Source organism: Streptomyces sp. NBC_01591 (assembly GCF_035918155.1).
GTDB lineage: Bacteria > Actinomycetota > Actinomycetes > Streptomycetales > Streptomycetaceae > Streptomyces.
The window spans coordinates 1,968,044-1,985,941 of sequence record NZ_CP109327.1; the positions used below are offsets into that span (position 1 = coordinate 1,968,044).

General features: G+C 72.1%; 11 protein-coding genes and 1 pseudogene. 5 read left to right on the forward strand and 7 right to left on the reverse strand.

What is annotated here, in order from left to right; all coding sequences use genetic code 11:
- Positions 1-5: 5 nt before the first annotated feature.
- Positions 6-1,295, reverse strand: a complete 1,290-nt coding sequence (locus tag OG978_RS09220; RefSeq protein WP_326764719.1) for a glucarate dehydratase family protein — start codon at positions 1,293-1,295, stop codon at positions 6-8.
- A gap of 179 nt (positions 1,296-1,474) precedes the next feature.
- On the opposite strand from OG978_RS09220, the gene OG978_RS09225 reads away from it, so the two are divergent.
- A complete protein-coding gene (locus OG978_RS09225; RefSeq protein ID WP_326764720.1) occupies positions 1,475-2,497 on the forward strand; it encodes a phosphotransferase family protein in 1,023 nt (340 codons plus the stop codon).
- A gap of 8 nt (positions 2,498-2,505) precedes the next feature.
- Entirely contained in the window at positions 2,506-3,732 is a 1,227-nt protein-coding gene (locus OG978_RS09230; protein ID WP_326764721.1) for an acyl-CoA dehydrogenase family protein, read from the forward strand.
- A 22-nt stretch (positions 3,733-3,754) separates the two neighbouring features.
- Here the strand turns inward: OG978_RS09230 and OG978_RS09235 are convergent, their stop codons facing one another.
- Together OG978_RS09235 and OG978_RS09240 are read right to left on the reverse strand one after the other, a co-directional pair.
- Entirely contained in the window at positions 3,755-8,497 is a 4,743-nt protein-coding gene (locus OG978_RS09235; RefSeq protein WP_326764722.1) for a HEAT repeat domain-containing protein, read from the reverse strand.
- 60 nt (positions 8,498-8,557) lie between these two features.
- On the reverse strand, positions 8,558-8,722 hold the full coding sequence (locus OG978_RS09240) for a hypothetical protein (RefSeq protein ID WP_326764723.1): 165 nt from the start codon (positions 8,720-8,722) through the stop codon (positions 8,558-8,560).
- 74 nt (positions 8,723-8,796) lie between these two features.
- Here OG978_RS09240 and OG978_RS09245 point away from each other — a divergent pair.
- Positions 8,797-9,728: pseudogene (locus tag OG978_RS09245) on the forward strand (LysR family transcriptional regulator).
- Here OG978_RS09245 and OG978_RS09250 read toward each other — a convergent pair.
- Genes OG978_RS09250 through OG978_RS09260 form a run of 3 tightly spaced genes read right to left on the reverse strand, consistent with a single transcriptional unit; the run spans position 9,667 to position 12,709 of the window.
- The gene (locus OG978_RS09250; RefSeq protein ID WP_326764724.1) at positions 9,667-10,260 is read right to left on the reverse strand and encodes a TetR/AcrR family transcriptional regulator; all 594 of its coding nucleotides are present in this window, start codon (positions 10,258-10,260) and stop codon (positions 9,667-9,669) included. The pseudogene OG978_RS09245 and the gene OG978_RS09250 sit on opposite strands and share 62 nt — an antisense overlap.
- A 29-nt stretch (positions 10,261-10,289) precedes the next feature.
- Positions 10,290-11,948 carry a class I adenylate-forming enzyme family protein gene (locus tag OG978_RS09255; protein WP_326764725.1) on the reverse strand — a complete coding sequence of 553 codons (1,659 nt, stop codon included), beginning with the start codon at positions 11,946-11,948 and terminating at the stop codon, positions 10,290-10,292.
- Entirely contained in the window at positions 11,945-12,709 is a 765-nt protein-coding gene (locus tag OG978_RS09260; RefSeq protein ID WP_326764726.1) for an SDR family oxidoreductase, read from the reverse strand. Before OG978_RS09260 ends, OG978_RS09255 begins: the two co-directional genes overlap by 4 nt.
- Before the next feature lie 184 nt (positions 12,710-12,893).
- Here OG978_RS09260 and OG978_RS09265 point away from each other — a divergent pair, with 184 nt between their 5' ends.
- Entirely contained in the window at positions 12,894-14,159 is a 1,266-nt protein-coding gene (locus OG978_RS09265; RefSeq protein ID WP_326764727.1) for an exo-beta-N-acetylmuramidase NamZ family protein, read from the forward strand.
- Positions 14,160-14,216: 57 nt separating this feature from the next.
- Here the strand turns inward: OG978_RS09265 and OG978_RS09270 are convergent, their stop codons facing one another.
- Complete coding sequence (locus tag OG978_RS09270; RefSeq protein WP_326764728.1) at positions 14,217-17,045, reverse strand: penicillin acylase family protein; 2,829 nt, start codon at positions 17,043-17,045, stop codon at positions 14,217-14,219.
- A 225-nt stretch (positions 17,046-17,270) separates the two neighbouring features.
- Between OG978_RS09270 and OG978_RS09275 the strand changes: the two genes are divergently transcribed.
- Positions 17,271-17,882 (forward strand): hypothetical protein, encoded by a 612-nt coding sequence (locus tag OG978_RS09275; protein WP_326764729.1) that lies wholly within the window; start codon positions 17,271-17,273, stop codon positions 17,880-17,882.
- Positions 17,883-17,898 lie beyond the last annotated feature (16 nt).

A 17,898-nucleotide genomic window follows, 5' to 3' on the forward strand; every position in this document is an offset into this window, starting at 1 on the left:
CGCCGTCACCAGCGCGGGATCGTCGGTGTCTCCCACCCCGGCTCCGCCTTGCGCATCGCGGCCGCGTCGTCGCGCTCGCGCATCGTGCCGTCGTCGTCGAGCCAGCGACGGTGCAGTACGGCCAGGCGCTCGCGGTCGAGTTCGACGCCGAGCCCGGGTGCGTCGGAGACGGTGAGCCGGCCGTCCCGGAAGACATGGCGGGCGGTGATGACGTCCTCGGTCTGCCAGGGGTAGTGGCTGTCGCAGGCGTAGTCGAGGTTGGGAACGGTGGCCGCGACATGGGTCATCGCGGCGAGGCTGATGCCGAGGTGGGTGTTGGAGTGCATGGAGAGTCCGACGCCGAAGGTGCGGCAGATCCCGGCCAGTTCGCGGGTACGGTGCAGCCCGCCCCAGTAGTGGTGGTCGGAGAGGACCACCTGCACGGCGCCACGGGCGAAGGCCTCCGGCACCTCGGCGAGGGTGGTCACGCACATGTTGGTGGCCAGCGGTACGTCGGTGCCGGCGGCGACCGAGGCCATCAGGTCCGTGCCGCTCGCCGGGTCCTCCAGGTATTCGAGTACGTCCTTCAGCTGCTCGGCGACGTACAGCGAGGTCTCCACGGACCAGGCGCCGTTGGGGTCCAGGCGCAGCGGCTGCCCGGGGAACTCCTCGGCCAGGGCGCGGATCGCGGCGATCTCCTGGTCGGGTTCGAAAACGCCGCCCTTGAGCTTGAACGAGGCGAAGCCGTGCTCGCGGGTGAAGCGCCGGGCCTGGGCGACGACGCCGGCCGGGTCGAGGGCGGCGCCCCAGTCGTCCCGTTCGCCGCCCTCGGGGTGGGCGGCCCAGCGGTAGAAGAGATAGGCGCTGTACTCGACGCTGTCGCGGACCTTCCCGCCGAGCAGGGCGTGCACGGGGAGGCCGAGGGACTTGCCCAGCGCGTCCAGGCAGGCGACCTCGAAGCCGGAGACGACGGAGAGCCGGAGCTTGCCGGCGGTCTGGACGCCGCGCAGTCCGCCCGCCTCGACCCGGTCGTCGGCGGCGCGTGAATCACCGCACACCTCATCGGCGAGAGCGAACAGGCCGTTCAGATCGCTGACCGGGCGTCCGGCGAGCGCGGTGGCGAGCGGCCGGGCGAGTTCGAGGTACTTGCCGTCCCCGTACGTCTCGCCGATGCCGGTGACACCGCCGCGTGTGACGACCTCCACGATGAGCCGCGGGGTGTAGGGCTGGTGTACGCCCTGGGTGTTGAGCAGCGGCGGGTCGGCTATCAGGATCGGGGTCAGCCGGACTTCGTCGATCAGCAGCTCTGTATTCATACGTGAACTCTATTCAGGGATACGACTGAACGCCAGACTCCGGGCCAAGTAGGACGCGAGCCCACCCGAAGGATTCGGGCGCGAGTCCACCCAATGGATGCCGGGCGCGTACTGGACGACATACCGACTGGTCGGCATGATGGTCTCCGACCGTCTTTCACCCCCCGGAGGTGCACACGATGAGCTCAGTCCACCCGCCAGGCCTCGACCTCGACCGGCTGCGCGGACACCTCGACCGCAAGCGGCCGGGCCTGGTGAGCGGACCGCTCGAAGCCCGGATCGTCGAGGGCGGCCGGTCGAACCTGACGTACATCGTCACGGACGGAACCGGCCGCTGGGTCGTCCGCAGGCCCCCGCTGGGCCATGTGCTGGCCACCGCGCACGACATGAAGCGCGAGCACCGGGTGATCAGCGCCCTGCACCCGACGGCCGTTCCGGTGCCCGAACCGGTGCTGCTCTGCGAGGACGACTCGGTGATCGGGTCGCCGTTCTACGTCATGGAGTACGTCGAGGGCACCCCGTACCGCACCGCCGAACAGCTCGCCCCGCTGGGCGCCGAGCGCACCCGGGAGGCGGTCCTCGGGCTCGTCGACACCCTTGTCGCACTGCACGCCGTGGACCCCCAGTCCGTCGGGCTCGGCGACTTCGGGCGCCCCGAGGGCTTCCTCGACCGGCAGCTGCTCCGCTGGGGCAAGCAGCTGGACGCGTCGCGCAACCGCGATCTGCCCGGCATCGACGAACTGCACGCCGCGCTCGGGCGGGAGCTGCCCGTCTCACCCGCGCCCACCGTCGTGCACGGCGACTACCGGCTGGACAACGTCCTGATCGGCTCCGACGACCGGATCAAGGCCGTCCTCGACTGGGAGATGTCGACGCTCGGCGACCCGCTGACCGACCTCGGCCTGCTGGTGATGTACAGCTCCGATCTCGGCCTGGCCGATTCACCGGTCTCCACCACCAGCGGCGCGGCGGGCCACCCCTCCCCCGCCGAACTGATCGAGCGCTATGCCGCCCGCTCCGGCCGGGACACCTCCGCCATCTCCTGGTACACGGCGTTCGCCTGGTTCAAGCTCGCCGTGATCCTGGAGGGCATCCACTACCGCTACACGCTGGGCCAGACCGTCGGCGCAGGCTTCGACCGCATCGGCGACCTCGTCCCCGTCTTCATCGAGCACGGCCTCACCACCCTCCAGGAAGGCTGATCACCCCCATGGACTTCGCATTCGACGCCCGCACCGAAGAGCTGCGCGGCAGGCTGCTCGCCTTCATGGACGAGCACGTGTACCCGGCCGAGAAGACCGCGGACGAGCAGCGCGCGCTGCTGGCCTCCCCGTGGGACACCCCGCGGATCGTCGAGGACCTGAAGGCCGAGGCGCGCAGGCAGGGCCTGTGGAACCTCTTCCTGCCCGATGCCGAGTACGGGGCCGGGCTGACCAACCTCCAGTACGCCCCGCTCGCCGAAATCACCGGCCGTTCCCCGCAGTTGGCGCCGACCGCACTCAACTGCGCGGCCCCGGACACTGGCAACATGGAGGTGCTCTTCCAGTTCGCCACGGACGAGCAGAAGAAGCAGTGGCTGGAGCCGCTGCTCGCCGGTGAGATCCGCTCGGCGTTCGCGATGACGGAGCCCGGGGTCGCCTCGTCGGACGCGACGAACATCGAGACCCGGATCGTGCGCGACGGCGGTGACTACGTCATCAACGGCCGCAAGTGGTACATCTCCGGGGCGATGAACCCGGACTGCAAGATCTTCATCGTGATGGGCAAGACAGCGACTGCCGATGGCCCCGACGGCTCCGACATCCGCCGCCAGCAGTCGATGATCCTGGTCCCCCGCGACACCCCCGGCCTCGAAGTGCGCCGCGCCATGCAGGTGTACGGGTACGAGGACCACTACCACGGCGGTCACGCGGAAGTCGTCTTCACCGATGTGCGGGTGCCGGCCGAGAATCTGATCGGCGAGGAGGGCGGCGGCTTCGCCATCGCCCAGGCGCGGCTGGGACCGGGCCGGATCCACCACTGCATGCGGCTGATCGGCATGGCCGAGCGGGCCATCGAGCTGATGTGCAGGCGGGCGGTGTCCCGTACGGCCTTCGGCAAGCCGCTCGCCCAGCAGGGCGTCGTGCAGAACTGGATCGCGGACGCGCGGGTCACGGTGGAGCAGCTGCGACTGCTGGTGCTGAAGACGGCGTGGCTGATGGACACGGTGGGCAACCGGGGCGCGCACACGGAGATCCAGGCCATCAAGATCGCCACCCCGCGCGCGGTGGTCGACATCCTCGACCAGGCGGTGCAGCTGCACGGCGCGGGCGGGGTGAGCCAGGACTTCCCGCTGGCCGAACTGTGGGCGTCGGCACGGACGTTGCGGCTGGCGGACGGCCCGGACGAGGTGCATCAGCGGTCGTTGGCCCGGCGGGAGATCAAGCGGTACGTGTAGGGCCGGACTCTGCGGACAGGCCCTATTCCCCACCGGCCCTGATCCGGTCCAGTACATCCGTGTACAGGGTGCGCCGGTCGGGCCGGGCGCGGGCGGCGGCCTTGCGGAGGGCGGGGACCGCCGGCCCGCCCATCTCGACGAGCCCGTCGGCCGCCGTCTCGCGCACGACGGGATGCGGGTGCCCGAGCAGTCCCGTCACGGCGGGGACCGCGGGGTCCCAACCTGCCCGGGTGAGCGTACGGATGGCCATGCGCACCACGTCGGACCGGGGGTCGTCCAGCAGGAGCTCGGTGTGGCGCAGGTGGGTCGGCCGGCCGAGCATCACCCGTGAGGTGCGGTGGGCGCGCAGGCGGACCTTGGACCGGGGATGCGTGAGCAACTCGCCCAGGAGGTCGAGGAGTTGCCGGTCCTTGTCCGGCTCCGGGCCGGTGTGCGTCTCGGCCAGTTCGGTGAGCGCCCGGCAGATCTGCTCCGGTGTGCCTGTTGCGGCCAGGTCCAGCAGTTCCCGCCGGGTCGGGCGCTGCCCGGTTCCGGCGGGTACCGCCGCGCCACGGTCACGGAGCGCTGCCAGAGCCGCCGCGTCCTGCCGCACGGCGTCCGGCCCGCGCAGTGGCCCCTCGACGAGCAGGAGCCGGTCCGCGAGTTCGTCGCGCCCTTCGGTACGCAGGCGTCGGCAGGTCCGCGTCAGTGCGGGGGTGCGCAGGAGCGGGCGGCCGACGAGCAGGTCCAGGAAGCCCCAGGCCCCGGCGGCGAGGCGGTTGTCCAGGGCCCCGGCCAGCGCGTCGGCGGGGTACGCGCGCAACGCGTCGGCGACCGCCGGGGCCACGGCGGGCGGAGCGTGTTCCCACCACTCCAGCAGCAACGGGACCAGCCGTTCCAGTTCCCACGGGTCGAGTTGGGCGGCCGCTCGCGCCACCCTGTCGGGCCGGATGTCGTCGTCCCGGAGCTCCGTCTCGTCGAGAGCGCCCAGTGCGCGGGCCAGGTCGGCGCCGACGCGCAGGTCGACCCGGCCACGGAGGTACGCACGCAGCACCGGCAGCCGGGCCTCCGGTTCGGGCCACCGCGCCAGCGCCAGGGCGGCGGTCTCCCTGCGGTCCGCGGCGGCCGACCTCAGCATCGCCAGCAGCCGCTCCCGCAGGGCCGCCGAACGGGGCTGGTCGAGGTCGTCGACGCGCACCCGTCGTGGTGACGACGGAGTCGGCGCGTGGGCGGTCTCGGCGATGGTCCAGGGCGGCGCGTCGATGGGCTGGAGCAGCGTCATCCAGTCGAGCAGTACGGCCCGGACCCCGGGGTCAGCACCCCGGTGGACCTCGATCAGGGCGGTCAGCCGGTCCCGCGAGGGGACCGCGCCGTCGTTCCGCCGGCGGAACTCCTCCAATGCGCCCGGTGTACGGACCGCATCGTCCAGCGCGGCCCGCCATGCCCGGGTCCCGGCCGACACGGGCACGGCGGCGGCCGTCTCCGGTACGGCGAAGGCCTCCCGCAGCACGGCGGTCTCGGCCTGCCAGGGGTCGGCGCCGAGCCGGGCGCCCGCGAGGGCCCGGTCGAGGTCGGCGCGGACCGGCACCGCACCGAGGCGGCGCAGCAGCGTCAGCACGGACCGGCTCGGCGTCGCGGGTGCGGGGCGCAGTGCCCGTACCGCGGCGACGGCGGCGGGCCTTTCGGTGGCCGTCAGCATCGGCGCGACCGCTTCGAGTACGGCGATCAGGTCGTGCCGGTCCCCGTCCCGGGCGTCGGCGAGCGCGTCCAGCAGGACCGGGGCGGACCGGGCGAACACCGTGAGCTCCGCGGCGTCCCGGGGCTCGGCGCAGATCCGCAGCGCGAACCGCACCACCTTGATCCGGAGCGCCTTGTTGCGGAGCGCCTTGTTCGGCACCGCCTTGTTCCGGAGCTCCCCGCCCCGGAGCGCCGGCCGGGAGGCGGCGAGCCGGAGCCAGTCGGCCAGCATCGGCCGCAGCTGTGCCGTCCGGTCGGGGCCGAGCGGCTCGTCCCGTTCGACGACGCGCAGCGCGACCGCCGGGTTCCAGCCCCCGGCCACCAGCGCCCTGATGTCGCGGTCCGTCTCGCCGGCCACCGATGACGGCTGCTCGGCGGCCGATGCGGTGATCCCGTGCCTGGCCATGGCCGCCGCCAGGTCCTTCACGGTGCCGGAGGCCAGTCCGATCCGGCGGGACGCCACCAGCGAGAGCAGCGTGACCGCCACCGGTGACGCCTGGTCGTCCAGCGCGAGGGCCGAGCGTGCGGTGAGGGTGCCGTGGAGGCCCTCCAGCAGCAGCTCGCGGGTGCCGTCGTCCCGGCTGTGCTCGGCGGCGGCGACGATCGTGGCCGCGTAGGCGTCGCCGAGGACTGCGTACAGGGCCTCGACGAGGCTGTCGCGCAGACCGGGGTTGCCGTCGTGTCCGAGTCGGGAGAGGAGCTTCGGTAGCGCCGCCGGTGTGCCCGCGCGGACCAGCACCTCGGCCGCCGTCTTCCTGATGTTCATGTTCGGATGGTCGAGGCATGCGGAGATCGCGGCGCTCGCCCAGTGGGCGCGGGCGTGGCCGAGGGCGAGCAGCGCCTGCCGGACGGTCTGGATGTCCTGCGCGGTGGTCAGCGCGATCAGCGTCGCCGACAGGGCCCTGGCGTCCTCCCCCGAGGCGTCACGGGCGAGCAGGGCGATGACGTGCTTGCGTACGTGCCGGTCGCGGTGGCGCAGCAGCCGGTGCACCCGCGCACGGGTGCCCGTCCAGGGGGCCCTGAGCAGCAGTTCGAGCAGGATCGTCTGCTCACCGTCGGACACCCCTGGCCGGTCCAGCAGGTCCAGCGCCATCGTCGCGACGAGTGCGTGCCCCGCCTCCCGCGCGTCCGCGGTACCGAGCAGACAGACCGGCCGGATCGCACCCCGCTCGTGGAGCCGGCGGCCCAGGGCGCTCACCGCGTCCAGGACCTCCTGCGGCACCACGGGCTCACCGGCCGGCTTTCCGTGTTCCCCGGTCCGGGTGGCCGCTCCCGGCTCCCCCGACGCGGCCTGCTCCGCCACGATGCGCAGCAGCAGGTCGGCGATGGCCGGGAAGGTGCCGGCGTTGCCGTGGGCCGCCAGCCGGCACAGCGCCGCCACCGGCTCGTCCGGGTCCAGGTGGGAGCGCAACAGGGCCAGTTCCCGCTCGTCCGGGCCGCCGAGGTCGGCCGCGATGCGCGGCGGCAGGTCGACGGGGTCGAGCCGTACGAGGAGCTCGTGGCGGAGCGCCGGATCGCGGTTCAGCAGCCACAGCAGTTCGAGGGCGCGGTTCCGTACGGGGCGCAGATGGGGCGCCGTCTCGTCCGTGGTGAGGCCCAGCCCTTCGCGCAGGGCCAGTACCGTCCGGTCCCCGCCGATCGCCTCCAGCGTGTCCAGGGCCGCGGCCGGCGCCGAGGGCAGCAGGGCGATCACGGCCTCTTCGGCGTCCTCGTGGCGCAGTTCGCGGATCGCGTCGAGGAACGGCCCGGGTGCGGGGGCGGAGGGAAGCATGTGTGCGATCGCGTCCCCGATCGGGAGCTCGCCGGCCCCCTGCCCGGCCAGGGCGACCAGCAGGGCGAGCCGTCGCGGCCAGCCGGGATCGTCGGCCGGCGCCTCCGTCAGTACGCGGAGCGTCTCCTTCCGGGAGGTGAAGAGGATGGTCGCCACGTCGCGGGGCGGAATCGAGTGGTCGGACAGGGCCAGGCCGATGACGGCGGGGACGTCCGGATCGTCCGGGAAGTGCCCGCGCCGGTGGAGACCGCGCAGGCAGGTCACGACCGGACCGCCGAACAGCAGGGGATCGCGTGCGGCGACGGCCGTCAGCTCACCGATGTCGTCGCGGTCCGCCAGGTCGCCGAGCAGTTCCATCCCACGTCGGCGAGGACCCGGCGGCAGTCCGGGGTCGTCGACGACCTGGCGCAGCAGCTCCCGGTGGCCGTGGCGCGCGGCGGCCGCGAGGGCGGCGTCGGCCACCGCGGGCCACTCCCGCACCGCACCTTCCACCGGTTCCCCGGCCGGCTCCCGCGCCGCATCCTCCGCCCGTGCCCCGGCCGACTCCCGCACCGGACCGGCGGCGAGGAACGGGGCGAGGAGGCCGGGCGGCAGCGGATCCGTCGCCGCCCACGGTTCGGCGAGTTCGCCCAGCGCGCCGGCGACCACCGGGGCGCTGTCGGCTCCCAGCAGGCCGATCAGGCCCTCCCGGACCAGCGCCGGGGCCAGCAGCCCGGCGTGCAGCCCCTGCCGGGCCAGCCGTACCGCCTCGGCCTGGAGCACCGGGTCGCCGCTGCCCGCCAGCTCGTCCACGAGCCGCGCCGGCCGGTGCGTAGCGGTGATACTCGTCTCCCGCACGGCCTGGTACAGGAGTTCATCCGGGGCCTCGTCGCGGAGCACCGTGGGGTCGTGGTGCACATCGGCGCGCAGCCAGGCGATCCGTACCCGCACCGGCAGTGGCCCGGCCGTGCGCCAAGCCGGCCGGAAACGGCCCCTCAGGTGGTGGCCGAGTTCCTCGTACAGCCCGGCCAGAAGGAGATCCGCCTCCGGCAGTCCCGTCAGCGATCGGGGCAGCAGCCCGGCGAGTTCGGCCGACTCCGCATCGTCGGACGGGCGGCACTCGGCGACACGCTCGGTGAGCAGGACCAGCCCCAGATGACGCTGCCCGGGATCCTCGTGCCGGATCAGCCGCCGCAGGACCTCCGGTGTGCAGTCCCGCGCGTCCGGGAGCCCGCCCGGCAGGGCTGCTCCGGCCCGGCCCGCGGCGTCGTGGAACTGTTCGTCCGCCGGTGTCTGCATCGTCGGATGCTAACCGCGCACGCTCCGGCCCCACCAACGGGTTTGGCCCCGTCCTCGCTCTCAGTAGCCGCCGAACCCCACGTGGTCCGCCAGCGCCAGGTCGCGGACGAAGGCCCTCACACGCAGCAGGCACCGGGCGGCGAAGCGTACGGCCGGCGCGTGGTGCGGTCCGTACGCCGCGGTCCAGAGTGCGGGGACATGCGTGGACGGCTGGATGTGAGTCATACATCCAGCTTCGGCCCGCATCCGTGATCGGTCCAACAGATGGTTCAGCTGGCTGCGATCGATAACGTGGATGGATGGAGCTACGCCAACTCCGCCACTTCATGGCGGTGGTCACGCACGGCGGTTTCACCGCCGCCGCCCGTGCCGAGCTGATCGTGCAGTCCGCGCTGAGCACCTCCGTGCGCAACCTCGAACGGGAGCTGGGGGCCGAGCTGTTCGACCGGACCGGCCGGCGGGTGGTCCTCACCGAGGCGGGCCGGGCACTGCTGCCGTCGGCCCGGTCGGTGCTCGCCGGGACCGAGGCGGCACGGGAGGCGGTGGCGGCCGTGGCGGGGCTGGTGACCGGCCGGGTCAGGGTCGGCACGATCCAGACGCTGACCTGCGTGGATCTGGCGGCCGAGCTGGCCGCGTACCACCGGCCGGGGTGCAGATCTCGCTGCGCGAGGCGACGACGCCGGAGCTGGTCACGGGACTGCGGGCCGGTGAGCTGGATCTCGCCTACCTCGCGCCGGACTCCACCGAACTGCCCGACGGCATCGTCGGGTTCGCGACCTGGCACGAGGACCTGGTGCTGATCACCGCGCCGGGCCATCGGCTGGCGACCGCCGGGCGCACCCTGATCAAGGACCTCGCCGACGAGCCGTTCGTGGACTTCCGCGCGGGCACCGGTCTGGAGACCGCGGTGCGGAGGCTGGCCGCGCACTGCGGGCTGGAGCGCCGGATCACCTGTGACGTCACGCAGATCCGGCTGCTCGTCGATCTCGTGCGGGCGGGGATCGGCGTGGCGATCGTCCCGCGGCGGATCGGCGAGGACGCGGGGCTGCCGTGTGTGAGCATCCGCCAGCCGGAGCCCGGCCGGACCGTGGTCCTCGCCGGGCGGGCACCCCGGCCCCGCAATCCGGCGGCGGAGGCGCTCCTGGACCGTCTGACAGATCCGGCAGGCTTCAGGGACGCAGCGCGCGCAGCAGCAGGTCGGCCAGGTGGTCGGCGACCTGCTGCTGGCTGAGCGGGCCGTCGGGCCGGTACCAGGTGGACAGGTGGTGGACCGAACCGAAGTGGTAGTCGACGATCAGGTCGGCGGGGGTGGCGGTGGAGAACACGCCGCTCCGCTGGCCCTCCTCCACCAGGGCCCGGAACCGCTCGTGGTAGCGGCGCCGTTCCACCCGGACCTGCTTGTTCTTCTCCGGGCTCAGGTGGTGCATGGACCGGAAGAAGATCGAGGCGTCGTCGAGGTTCTCGATGGTCGTGACGACCACGTCCGCGGCGGCGTCGCGCAGCCGCTGTTCGACGGGGGCGTCGGCGTCGGCGAAGGCGTCGAGGCGCTCCTGCTGGAGGCGGAGCACCCGGGCGTAGACCTCCTGGAGGAGGTCCTCCTTGGAGCCGAAGTAGTGGTAGAGCGCACCCTTGGTGACGCCCGCCGCTTCGACGATCTCCTGGACCGAGGTGCGGTCGTAGCCCTGCTCGGCGAAGAGCCGGGTGGCGGCGGCCAGCAGCCGCTGAGGAACGGGAGCCGTGTCCCCGTCCGTCGCCTTGGCCATTGCCGCCACCTTCCTTCCGCGTGATTCGGTCATCGAGGGGAACACAGTTCCCGCCTGAGGATCTTCCCACTCGCCGTCTTCGGGAGTTCGGTCAGGATCTCGACCTCGCGCGGGTACTTGTACGCGGCAAGCCGTTCCTTGCAGTACGCACTGAGCTCTTCCGGTTCGGCCGAGGCGCCGGGCCGGAGGCTGACGTAGGCGCGGACGGTCTCGCCGCGGTAGGTGTCGGGGACACCGACGACGGCCGCCTCCCGGACCGCCGGGTGGGTGTACAGGACGTCCTCCACCTCACGCGGCCAGACCTTGAAGCCGGAGGCGTTGATCATGTCCTTCTTGCGGTCGACGACATAGAGCCAGCCCGCGCTGTCCATGAATCCGATGTCGCCGGTACGCAGCTCGCCGTCCGGGAAGGCGGCGGCGGTGGCCTCGGGCAGCCGCCAGTAGCCGGAGACGACCTGCGGTCCGCAGACCGCGATCTCGCCCTGCTCGCCGAAGGGCACCTCCTCGCCGTTCTCGTCCAGGATCCTGACCACCGTGTCGGGGCCGGGGACGCCGACGGACAGGGTCCCGGAGACCGGGTCGACGGGGGCTTCGCGCTCCGGCGGTACGGAGGCGCAGGGGGCGGTGCACTCGGTGAGGCCGTAGCCGTTGCGGATGTACGGGCCGAAGCCCGCCCGGAACTTCTCGACCAGTGCGGGCGGCAGCGGTGCGCCGCCCGAGGAGATCACCCGGAAGGAGGCGAAGTGCTCGGGAGTGACGTCCGGGTGGGCGGCGAGCGCCATGAAGGCGGTGGACGGGCCCACGGTGTAGGCGGGGCGGTGTTCGGCGAAGGCTTCGAGGACGACGCCCGGGTGGAAGCGGTACGCGAGGACGAGGGTGCCCGCGTTGGTGAGACAGGCGGCCAGCTGGCACACCATGCCGGTGATGTGGAAGAGCGGGGCGAGCGCGAAGTAGGAGGAGCCCTCGGCCACGGGGTGCCCGGTCCGCTGACGCTCGGCGTTGATCATGATGTTGCCGTGGGAGTTCATGGCGCCCTTGGGCGTGCCGCTGGTCCCGGAGGTGTAGCTGATCAGCGCCACGTCGGCGGCGGCCGGTTCGCGCCCCTCGGGTGCCTTGACGCCCTGCCGGGCGACGGCGACCAGGTCGTCGGTGTCCGCGGGCACGGGGAGCCGCTCGAAGCCGAGTACCCGTTCGTCGTTCTGTGTCTGGAGGTCGAGCTCACTGGTGGTGAGAGCGATCCGTACCGTCGGGGCGCCGGCCGCGGTGTCCCGCAGATACGCCTCCCAGGCCCGGTCCGCGCAGATCAGCGCGGTGACCTCGGCATCCTTCAGTACGTGGCCGACCTCGCCGGACTTGTACATCGGATTGAGCGGAACGACCGTGGCGCCGGCCTTCCAGGCGCCGAGCAGCGCGAGCACGAACTGCGGGGTGTTCTGCAGCATGATCGCGACCCGGTCGCCGCGCTCCAGGCCCCGGGCGGCGAGATGGCCGGCCACCGAGTCGGAGAGCTCGTCGGTCTCGCGGTAGCTCAGGCGTCCGTCGAAGTAGGCGAGCGCCGGGTGCCCGGGGCTGCGGGCGGCGGAGTCCCGGAAGGCGTGGACGAGGGTGGCGGCGGGGCTGACAGGGGCCCGCTGGGCCTCGCTGAGCAGCGGGATCCAGGGCTTGGCCGCGTAGATCGACTCGGTCATGCGCCGGTCTCCTCCCACTTCCGCTGAAGGTGGTTCATACCGCCGAGCCAGTGGTCGGTGTCCTTGGCGCGGGCCCGGTAGTACCCGGCGACCTCGGGGTGCGGCAGGACCAGGAAGCGGTCCTCGGCCATGGCGTCGAGGAGCGCGTCGGCGACCGCCGCGGGCTCGATGGCGCCGGGGGCGAGGACGAGCTCCCCGGCCGATCCGGCGGCGGTGAGCATGTCCGTACGCACGCCCTGCGGGCAGATCGCGTGGACCTTGATGCCGCGGTGGCGGTAGGTGAGCGAGAGCCATTCGGCGAAGGCGACGACACCGTGCTTGGTGACGCTGTACGGCGCGGCGCCGATCATCGTCAGCAGTCCGGCGGCGGAGGCGGTCGAGACGAAGCGTCCGCTGCCGCGCTCCAGCCACTGGGGCAGCAGCGCCTTGGCCGCACGGACGTGGGCCATCACGTTGACGTCCCAGGCGGCGGCCCAGACCTCCTCGTCCGCGAAGACGTCGCCGGGCGAGGCGAGGCCGGCGTTGGCGCAGTAGATGTCGACGGTGCCGTCGAGCGCGTCCCTGGCCGCGTCCACGATCCGCGAGGCGTCACCGGCGACGGCAATGCCGCCGATCTCCTCGGCCAGCGGCTTGATCCTCGCCTCGTCGAGGTCGTTGACCACGACCCGCGCGCCCTCCGCGGCGAACCGGCGGGCCAGTGCGGCTCCGATGCCGCCTCCAGCGCCTGTGACCACCACGCCCGCGCCCTGCACCGTACTCATCGGTCCCGCCTCTCTCAGCCGACTGCACCGGCAGACTAACCAGTCGGTATGTCGGAACGGAAGAGGCGGACACGGCTCTGGCGACGCTCCCGTCACAACTGTCCCGTCCGGCTCGTTCCGTATGGCCTGAACGCGCGCTAGCGTGCGTGACCATGACAGAGGTCGCGATCATGGAGGTAGCCGAATGAGCCTGTCCAGACGTGGTTTGCTGGCCGCCGGTGGTGCGGTGGGTGCCCTCGCGGCGACGGCCGCCGGGACCGGGGCAGCGACCGCCGCCCCCGCTCCGGGCAAGGGGCACGGCCGAGTCCGCACCGGTTTCGACCGGCTGGCGGCGGACGGCTACGCGCTGCTGAAGGGCGAGAAGGTCGGGGTCGTCACCAACCCGACCGGGATCACCTCCGATGTGCGCCACATCGTCGATGTGATGCACCCGGACGAGCGGGTGGACCTGATCGCCGTCTTCGGGCCCGAGCACGGTTTCCGCGGCACCGCACAGGCGGGCGGCTCGGAAGGACGGTACGACGACCCGGCGACCGGACTCCCGGTCTACGACACGTACTTGAAGAGCGGGCAGCCGCTCGCCGATGTCTTCACCGCGTCCGGCGTGGACACGGTCGTCTTCGACATCCAGGACGCGGGTGCCCGCTTCTACACGTACATCTGGACGCTGTACGACTGCATGGAGGCGGCGGCTCTCGCAGGGAAGCGGTTCGTCGTCCTGGACCGGCCGAACCCGGTGACCGGGCGGGCGGCGCTCGGCCCGGTGCTCGATCCGGCGTTCGGTACGTTCGTGGGCCGCCGGGAGATCGCGCAGGCGCACGGCATGACGGTCACCGAGCTGGCGCTGCTCTTCAACGCCCGGTTCCTGGCCGAGCGGCCGGTGGACCTGCGCATCGTGAAGATGTCGGGGTGGAAGCGGTCGGACTTCTTCGACTCGACCGGGCTGCCGTGGGTGCCGCCGAGCCCCAACATGCCGACGCCCGACACGGCACTGGTCTACTCGGGGACCTGTCTGTTCGAGGGCACGAACCTCTCCGAGGGGCGCGGTACGACCCGGCCGTTCGAACTGCTCGGAGCGGAGGGCATCGACCACCGCTGGGCGGCGGCCGCGAACGCGCTCGACCTGCCCGGGGTCGCGTTCCGCGAGGCGTACTTCGCGCCGACGTTCTCCAAGTTCCAGGGCAAGACGGTCGGCGGTGTGCAACTGCACGTCCAGGACCGCGAGGTCTTCGATCCGGTACGCACGGGGATCGCGCTGCTGGTGACGGCGAAGCGGACGTGGAGCGGGTTCGCCTGGCGCTCGGACAACTGGATCGACAAGCTCACCGGCAACACCCGGGTCCGCACGATGATCGACGCGGGGGCGGACACGGACGAGGTGGTGGGGGCCTGGGCGGAGGATCTCGCCGCGTTCCGGGCCGTGCGGAAGCGGTATCTCCAGTACCGGTGAGACGGCGCCGGGCGGGCCCGAGGAGTTCGGACCCGCCCGGCACAGCGGTTCAACCCCCTACCGGTGGGCGGGGAACTCCACCACCTGCTGGTACGTCGGGCGGTTCTGCCAGTGGATGGACTTCTGGGCGATCCCGCCCAGCGGGCGGTGGACGATCGAGTCCGAGCACCACTGCTCGCCCGCCTTGCAGCTGTCGTCCCCGGGGTAGACCTCAGCGGCCGGCTGGGCCACGGCCTGCTTCAGGGACGCGAGCAGCGCGTCACGGCAGCTGCCCGCATCACCGTTGCCGCAGTACGTCCTGGCCAGCGGCCCCTTGACCGACTGCCCCAGGACCTGGCGCAGATCCTTGTCCACGAAGCCCCACCAGCCGTACTGGAACGCGGATCCGCTGTGCGCCCCGCTCGGCCCGTGGCTCGCCGCCGGGGACTCGTCCGTGGCGAGGTTGGCGGTCAGCGCTCCGTACAGGCCGTCGCCGAGCCCCGGCTTGAACTCGGCCTCGACCAGCTTCGGCCACCACGCGTCCATGATCCGTACCGCGTCGGCATGGGTGTACGTGTGCGATCCGGGGCTGCTCTCCCTGCGCTGCGACCCGGCCGCCTGCCATGACTCCAACTGCTGGACGGCGCCGTTCAGTTCGGGATCGGTCACCGGCTTGGAGCGGATCACCTTCAGCAGTTCGGGCAGCAGCTGCTCGCCGCGCAGATCGGTGACCGCGGCCTGGGCCATGGCCCGGGTGAGGGACGCGCGGGTCACCCCGCCCTCCTCGACCAGCGCCGCCACCCGGTCGTCCAGCAGATCGCCCCGGTGCACGGCACTGAGGCCGAAGCCCGCGGCGGCGTACCCCTTGGCCTGCCTGTTGTTCCAGGAGATGTAGTAGTCCTGCCCGCTGGAGTGCGGGTGCTCGGCGAACGGGGTGTACGCGGCGGTGTTGGCGGCCGGGTCGTACCCCTGCCACTCGTAGGCCCGCTCGGCCCGCACCGGCAGCGCCGGGTCGACGCCCGCCGCGCGCACCGGGTTCATGCCGCTGTTGTAGTAGGCGGCGGCGCGGGAGTCGGCGTAGAACCAGTTGAAGGCGTAGTCGATATTGCTCGCCGCCCGCTGGAAGGAGGCGGCGTCCTTGACGTACGACGGATCGTTGAGCATCTGGAAGCCGATGATCGAGTCGGCCTCGTGGCGGTAGGTGGTGCGCAGCGAGGTGTACGCGACGGGCTTGCCGCCCACGGTGGCGCGGTGGGTGACGATGCCGTAGTCGGTGCGCCGGACCTGCATCCGGTAGGAGCCCTTCGCCGTGGAGTCGGCGACGGTCGGCTTCCAGGAGTTGGTGTGCTCCAGCGTCTCCATGGCGGTGCAGGTGCCGCGGTAGAGGTAGTGCGTGGAGTCCTTGGTGGGCTTGGTGCCGTCGGGCTCGCACAGCTCGATGGCGTAGGTGTCGGTGATGTCCTGGCCGGCCGAGGTGGCGCTCCAGGCGTAGTCCTGGCCGCGGCCCATCTGGATGTACATGCCGACACCGGCGAAGGAGACACCCCGGGCGCTGATGCCCGGCCCCTGGAGTTCCTGGAGCATCATCAGCTGCGGGGCGAAGTAGCCGGTCTGCGGCCCGAATACGGCGATGGGGTTTCCGCTCGCGGTGTGCTTGCCGGAGACCAGCAGGGCGTTGGACATGCCGCGCTTCTGGGCGCCGGAGCCGGAACCGGGCAGCGAGCCCTCGGGGATGACGCCGTCGTCGTAGATGCCCTGGGCCTTCTTGAGCGCGGCGGGTGCCTTGACCGGGGCCTTCCTGTCGGTGCCCGCGGAGCCGGTGCGGTCGTGGATCAGGGGTTCGGCGGTGACGGACCCGGCGTCGGGCAGTGCGGCGCCCCGGGCCTCGGCGGGCTTGCCGGCGTACGGGAACGAGGTGCCGTCGTGGATCGTCAGCACGGCCTCGGGGTCCTCGCGCTGGCGGAACGACTCCCAGACCTTGGTGCCTTCGGCGACGCCGTACTTCTGCTGGGCGGCCAGCAACGAGAGCGCCGCCTGCACCTCCCCGCCACCGCCGCCGCCGAACTGGCCGCCGACGACCGAGGCGATGGAGATCAGGTCGGTCAGTTTGAAGGGCTGGATCTCGCCGATGTTGGTGATGGCGTCGATCTTGCCGGTGAGGACGTACTCGCCCGGGAAGTAGCGGCCCTTCTTGGACTTCTCGCGGTAGGCGTTGATGCCGTCGACATACGCCTGGGCGTCCGCCATGGCCTGTTCGCCGCGGGCGCCCTCATGGGTCCTGATGTACTCGACCTGGGCTTCGAGATCCGCCTCCGTGTACGGGGCCTGCGGCCAGAACTGCTGCTCCAGGCCCTGGTTGGCGAGGGCGCCACCGGCGAACGAGGTCAGTTCGCCGCGTCCTATGTGCCGGAAGAGGTCCATCAGCCAGAGCCGGTCCTGCCCGGCGGCGAATCCGGCGCCGAACTCGGTGCCGTACCGGGTGGTGCCCTTGATGTGCGGGACACCGGACGCCTTGTCGCGGGTGATGGTGACGTCGTCGCGGGGCGAGGTGACGGACTCGACCTGGTCCTCGGGCACACCGAACGAGGCGTCGTTGAAGAAATCGGTCAGCTTCTGGTCGGTGAGACCGGTGTGTCCGGCCACCAGGCCGTTGTAGCGGTCGAGTTGGTCGTCGCTGTGCTTGGGGTGCGTACCGAACGCCTTGTTGCCGAGGATGTCGACGAGGGTGGCGTTGCCGTTCTCGCCGGGCGGCAGGATGTCGTCGCACTGCCCCTGGCAGTAGTCGGTGACGGGGGCGGGTTCCGCTGCCGTGGCGCCGGCCTGCGGCGAGGCCGCCAGCAGGGTCGTACCGAGTGCGAGAACCGCCGCGACGGTGGCGGCTCTGAACTTGACGGTGCGTGGGGGCATGCGCGCTCCTCCGAGAGGCTGTGCGCCGGAGGTTACTGGCGGTATGACCCGTCGGTAGGGTGAACAACCGTCACCTTTTCTGAATCGTCACATGACGCCGCCCACAGCGGCGTGGTGACGGACCGTATCGAATTCCGGACAACGTCAGTATTCGAGGGATCCTAATGGGGCAGCTGTACGTCCATTCCTTGACGCCGAAGTACGAGCGACGGAGGTGACGGTGCGGTGGCGGGATTCCGGAGTCTTGCGAGACAGGTGCGCGATCCGCGGAGCGACTTGGCACTGCGGCGGTATTCGCTGCGCAAGTGCCTGGAGAGGTTCGCCCCTTACGGACATCGGGCGACCTGGGACCATCTGTGCACCCTGCACGGTATCGGGCCGGAGGACCGGTCCCCCGATCCGGCGCGGCTGATGCGCGCGCTGGACGAACTGGAGGCGGCGCGGGCGGTCTGGCTCGGTTACGAGGCGGGCTTCGCCGAACGCCGCAGGCGGGAGAAGCACGACGGGCTGCGCCGGCCCGGCGCGTTCGACGACTGGCACCGGCGCACCTGGGGCGGCTACGGGGTCGCCCGCTGCGAGGACCCGGCGGTGCATCCGTCGGCGCCGCTGGCCGAGGTCCTGCGCCGGCTGATCGCGGCGCTGGAGTCGGAGCCCGGCACGGCCTGCCCGGTGTGCGCGGGCGCCGAGATCCGCTGGCGGCAGGATCTGCGGTGCGAGCCGTGGTCGGGGCCGGTCTGCGCGGGGTGCGGGATCGTGGTGCCGCAGCCGGTGCTCACCCCGGGGGCGCTGGCGAAGGCCCGGGGCGCGCTGCGGCGGGACCTGGCATCGGTGGCGTGACGGGCGACGAGCCATC

What these genes read in the sequence shown, in the direction of transcription:
- OG978_RS09220 (WP_326764719.1), bottom strand. Translation starts at nt 1,295, where the DNA reads ATGAATACAGAGCTGCTGATCGACGAAGTCCGGCTGACCCCGATCCTG.
- OG978_RS09225 (WP_326764720.1), top strand. Translation starts at nt 1,475, where the DNA reads ATGAGCTCAGTCCACCCGCCAGGCCTCGACCTCGACCGGCTGCGCGGA.
- OG978_RS09230 (WP_326764721.1), top strand. Translation starts at nt 2,506, where the DNA reads ATGGACTTCGCATTCGACGCCCGCACCGAAGAGCTGCGCGGCAGGCTG.
- OG978_RS09235 (WP_326764722.1), bottom strand. Translation starts at nt 8,497, where the DNA reads ATGCAGACACCGGCGGACGAACAGTTCCACGACGCCGCGGGCCGGGCC.
- OG978_RS09240 (WP_326764723.1), bottom strand. Translation starts at nt 8,722, where the DNA reads ATGACTCACATCCAGCCGTCCACGCATGTCCCCGCACTCTGGACCGCG.
- OG978_RS09250 (WP_326764724.1), bottom strand. Translation starts at nt 10,260, where the DNA reads ATGGCCAAGGCGACGGACGGGGACACGGCTCCCGTTCCTCAGCGGCTG.
- OG978_RS09255 (WP_326764725.1), bottom strand. Translation starts at nt 11,948, where the DNA reads ATGACCGAGTCGATCTACGCGGCCAAGCCCTGGATCCCGCTGCTCAGC.
- OG978_RS09260 (WP_326764726.1), bottom strand. Translation starts at nt 12,709, where the DNA reads ATGAGTACGGTGCAGGGCGCGGGCGTGGTGGTCACAGGCGCTGGAGGC.
- OG978_RS09265 (WP_326764727.1), top strand. Translation starts at nt 12,894, where the DNA reads ATGAGCCTGTCCAGACGTGGTTTGCTGGCCGCCGGTGGTGCGGTGGGT.
- OG978_RS09270 (WP_326764728.1), bottom strand. Translation starts at nt 17,045, where the DNA reads ATGCCCCCACGCACCGTCAAGTTCAGAGCCGCCACCGTCGCGGCGGTT.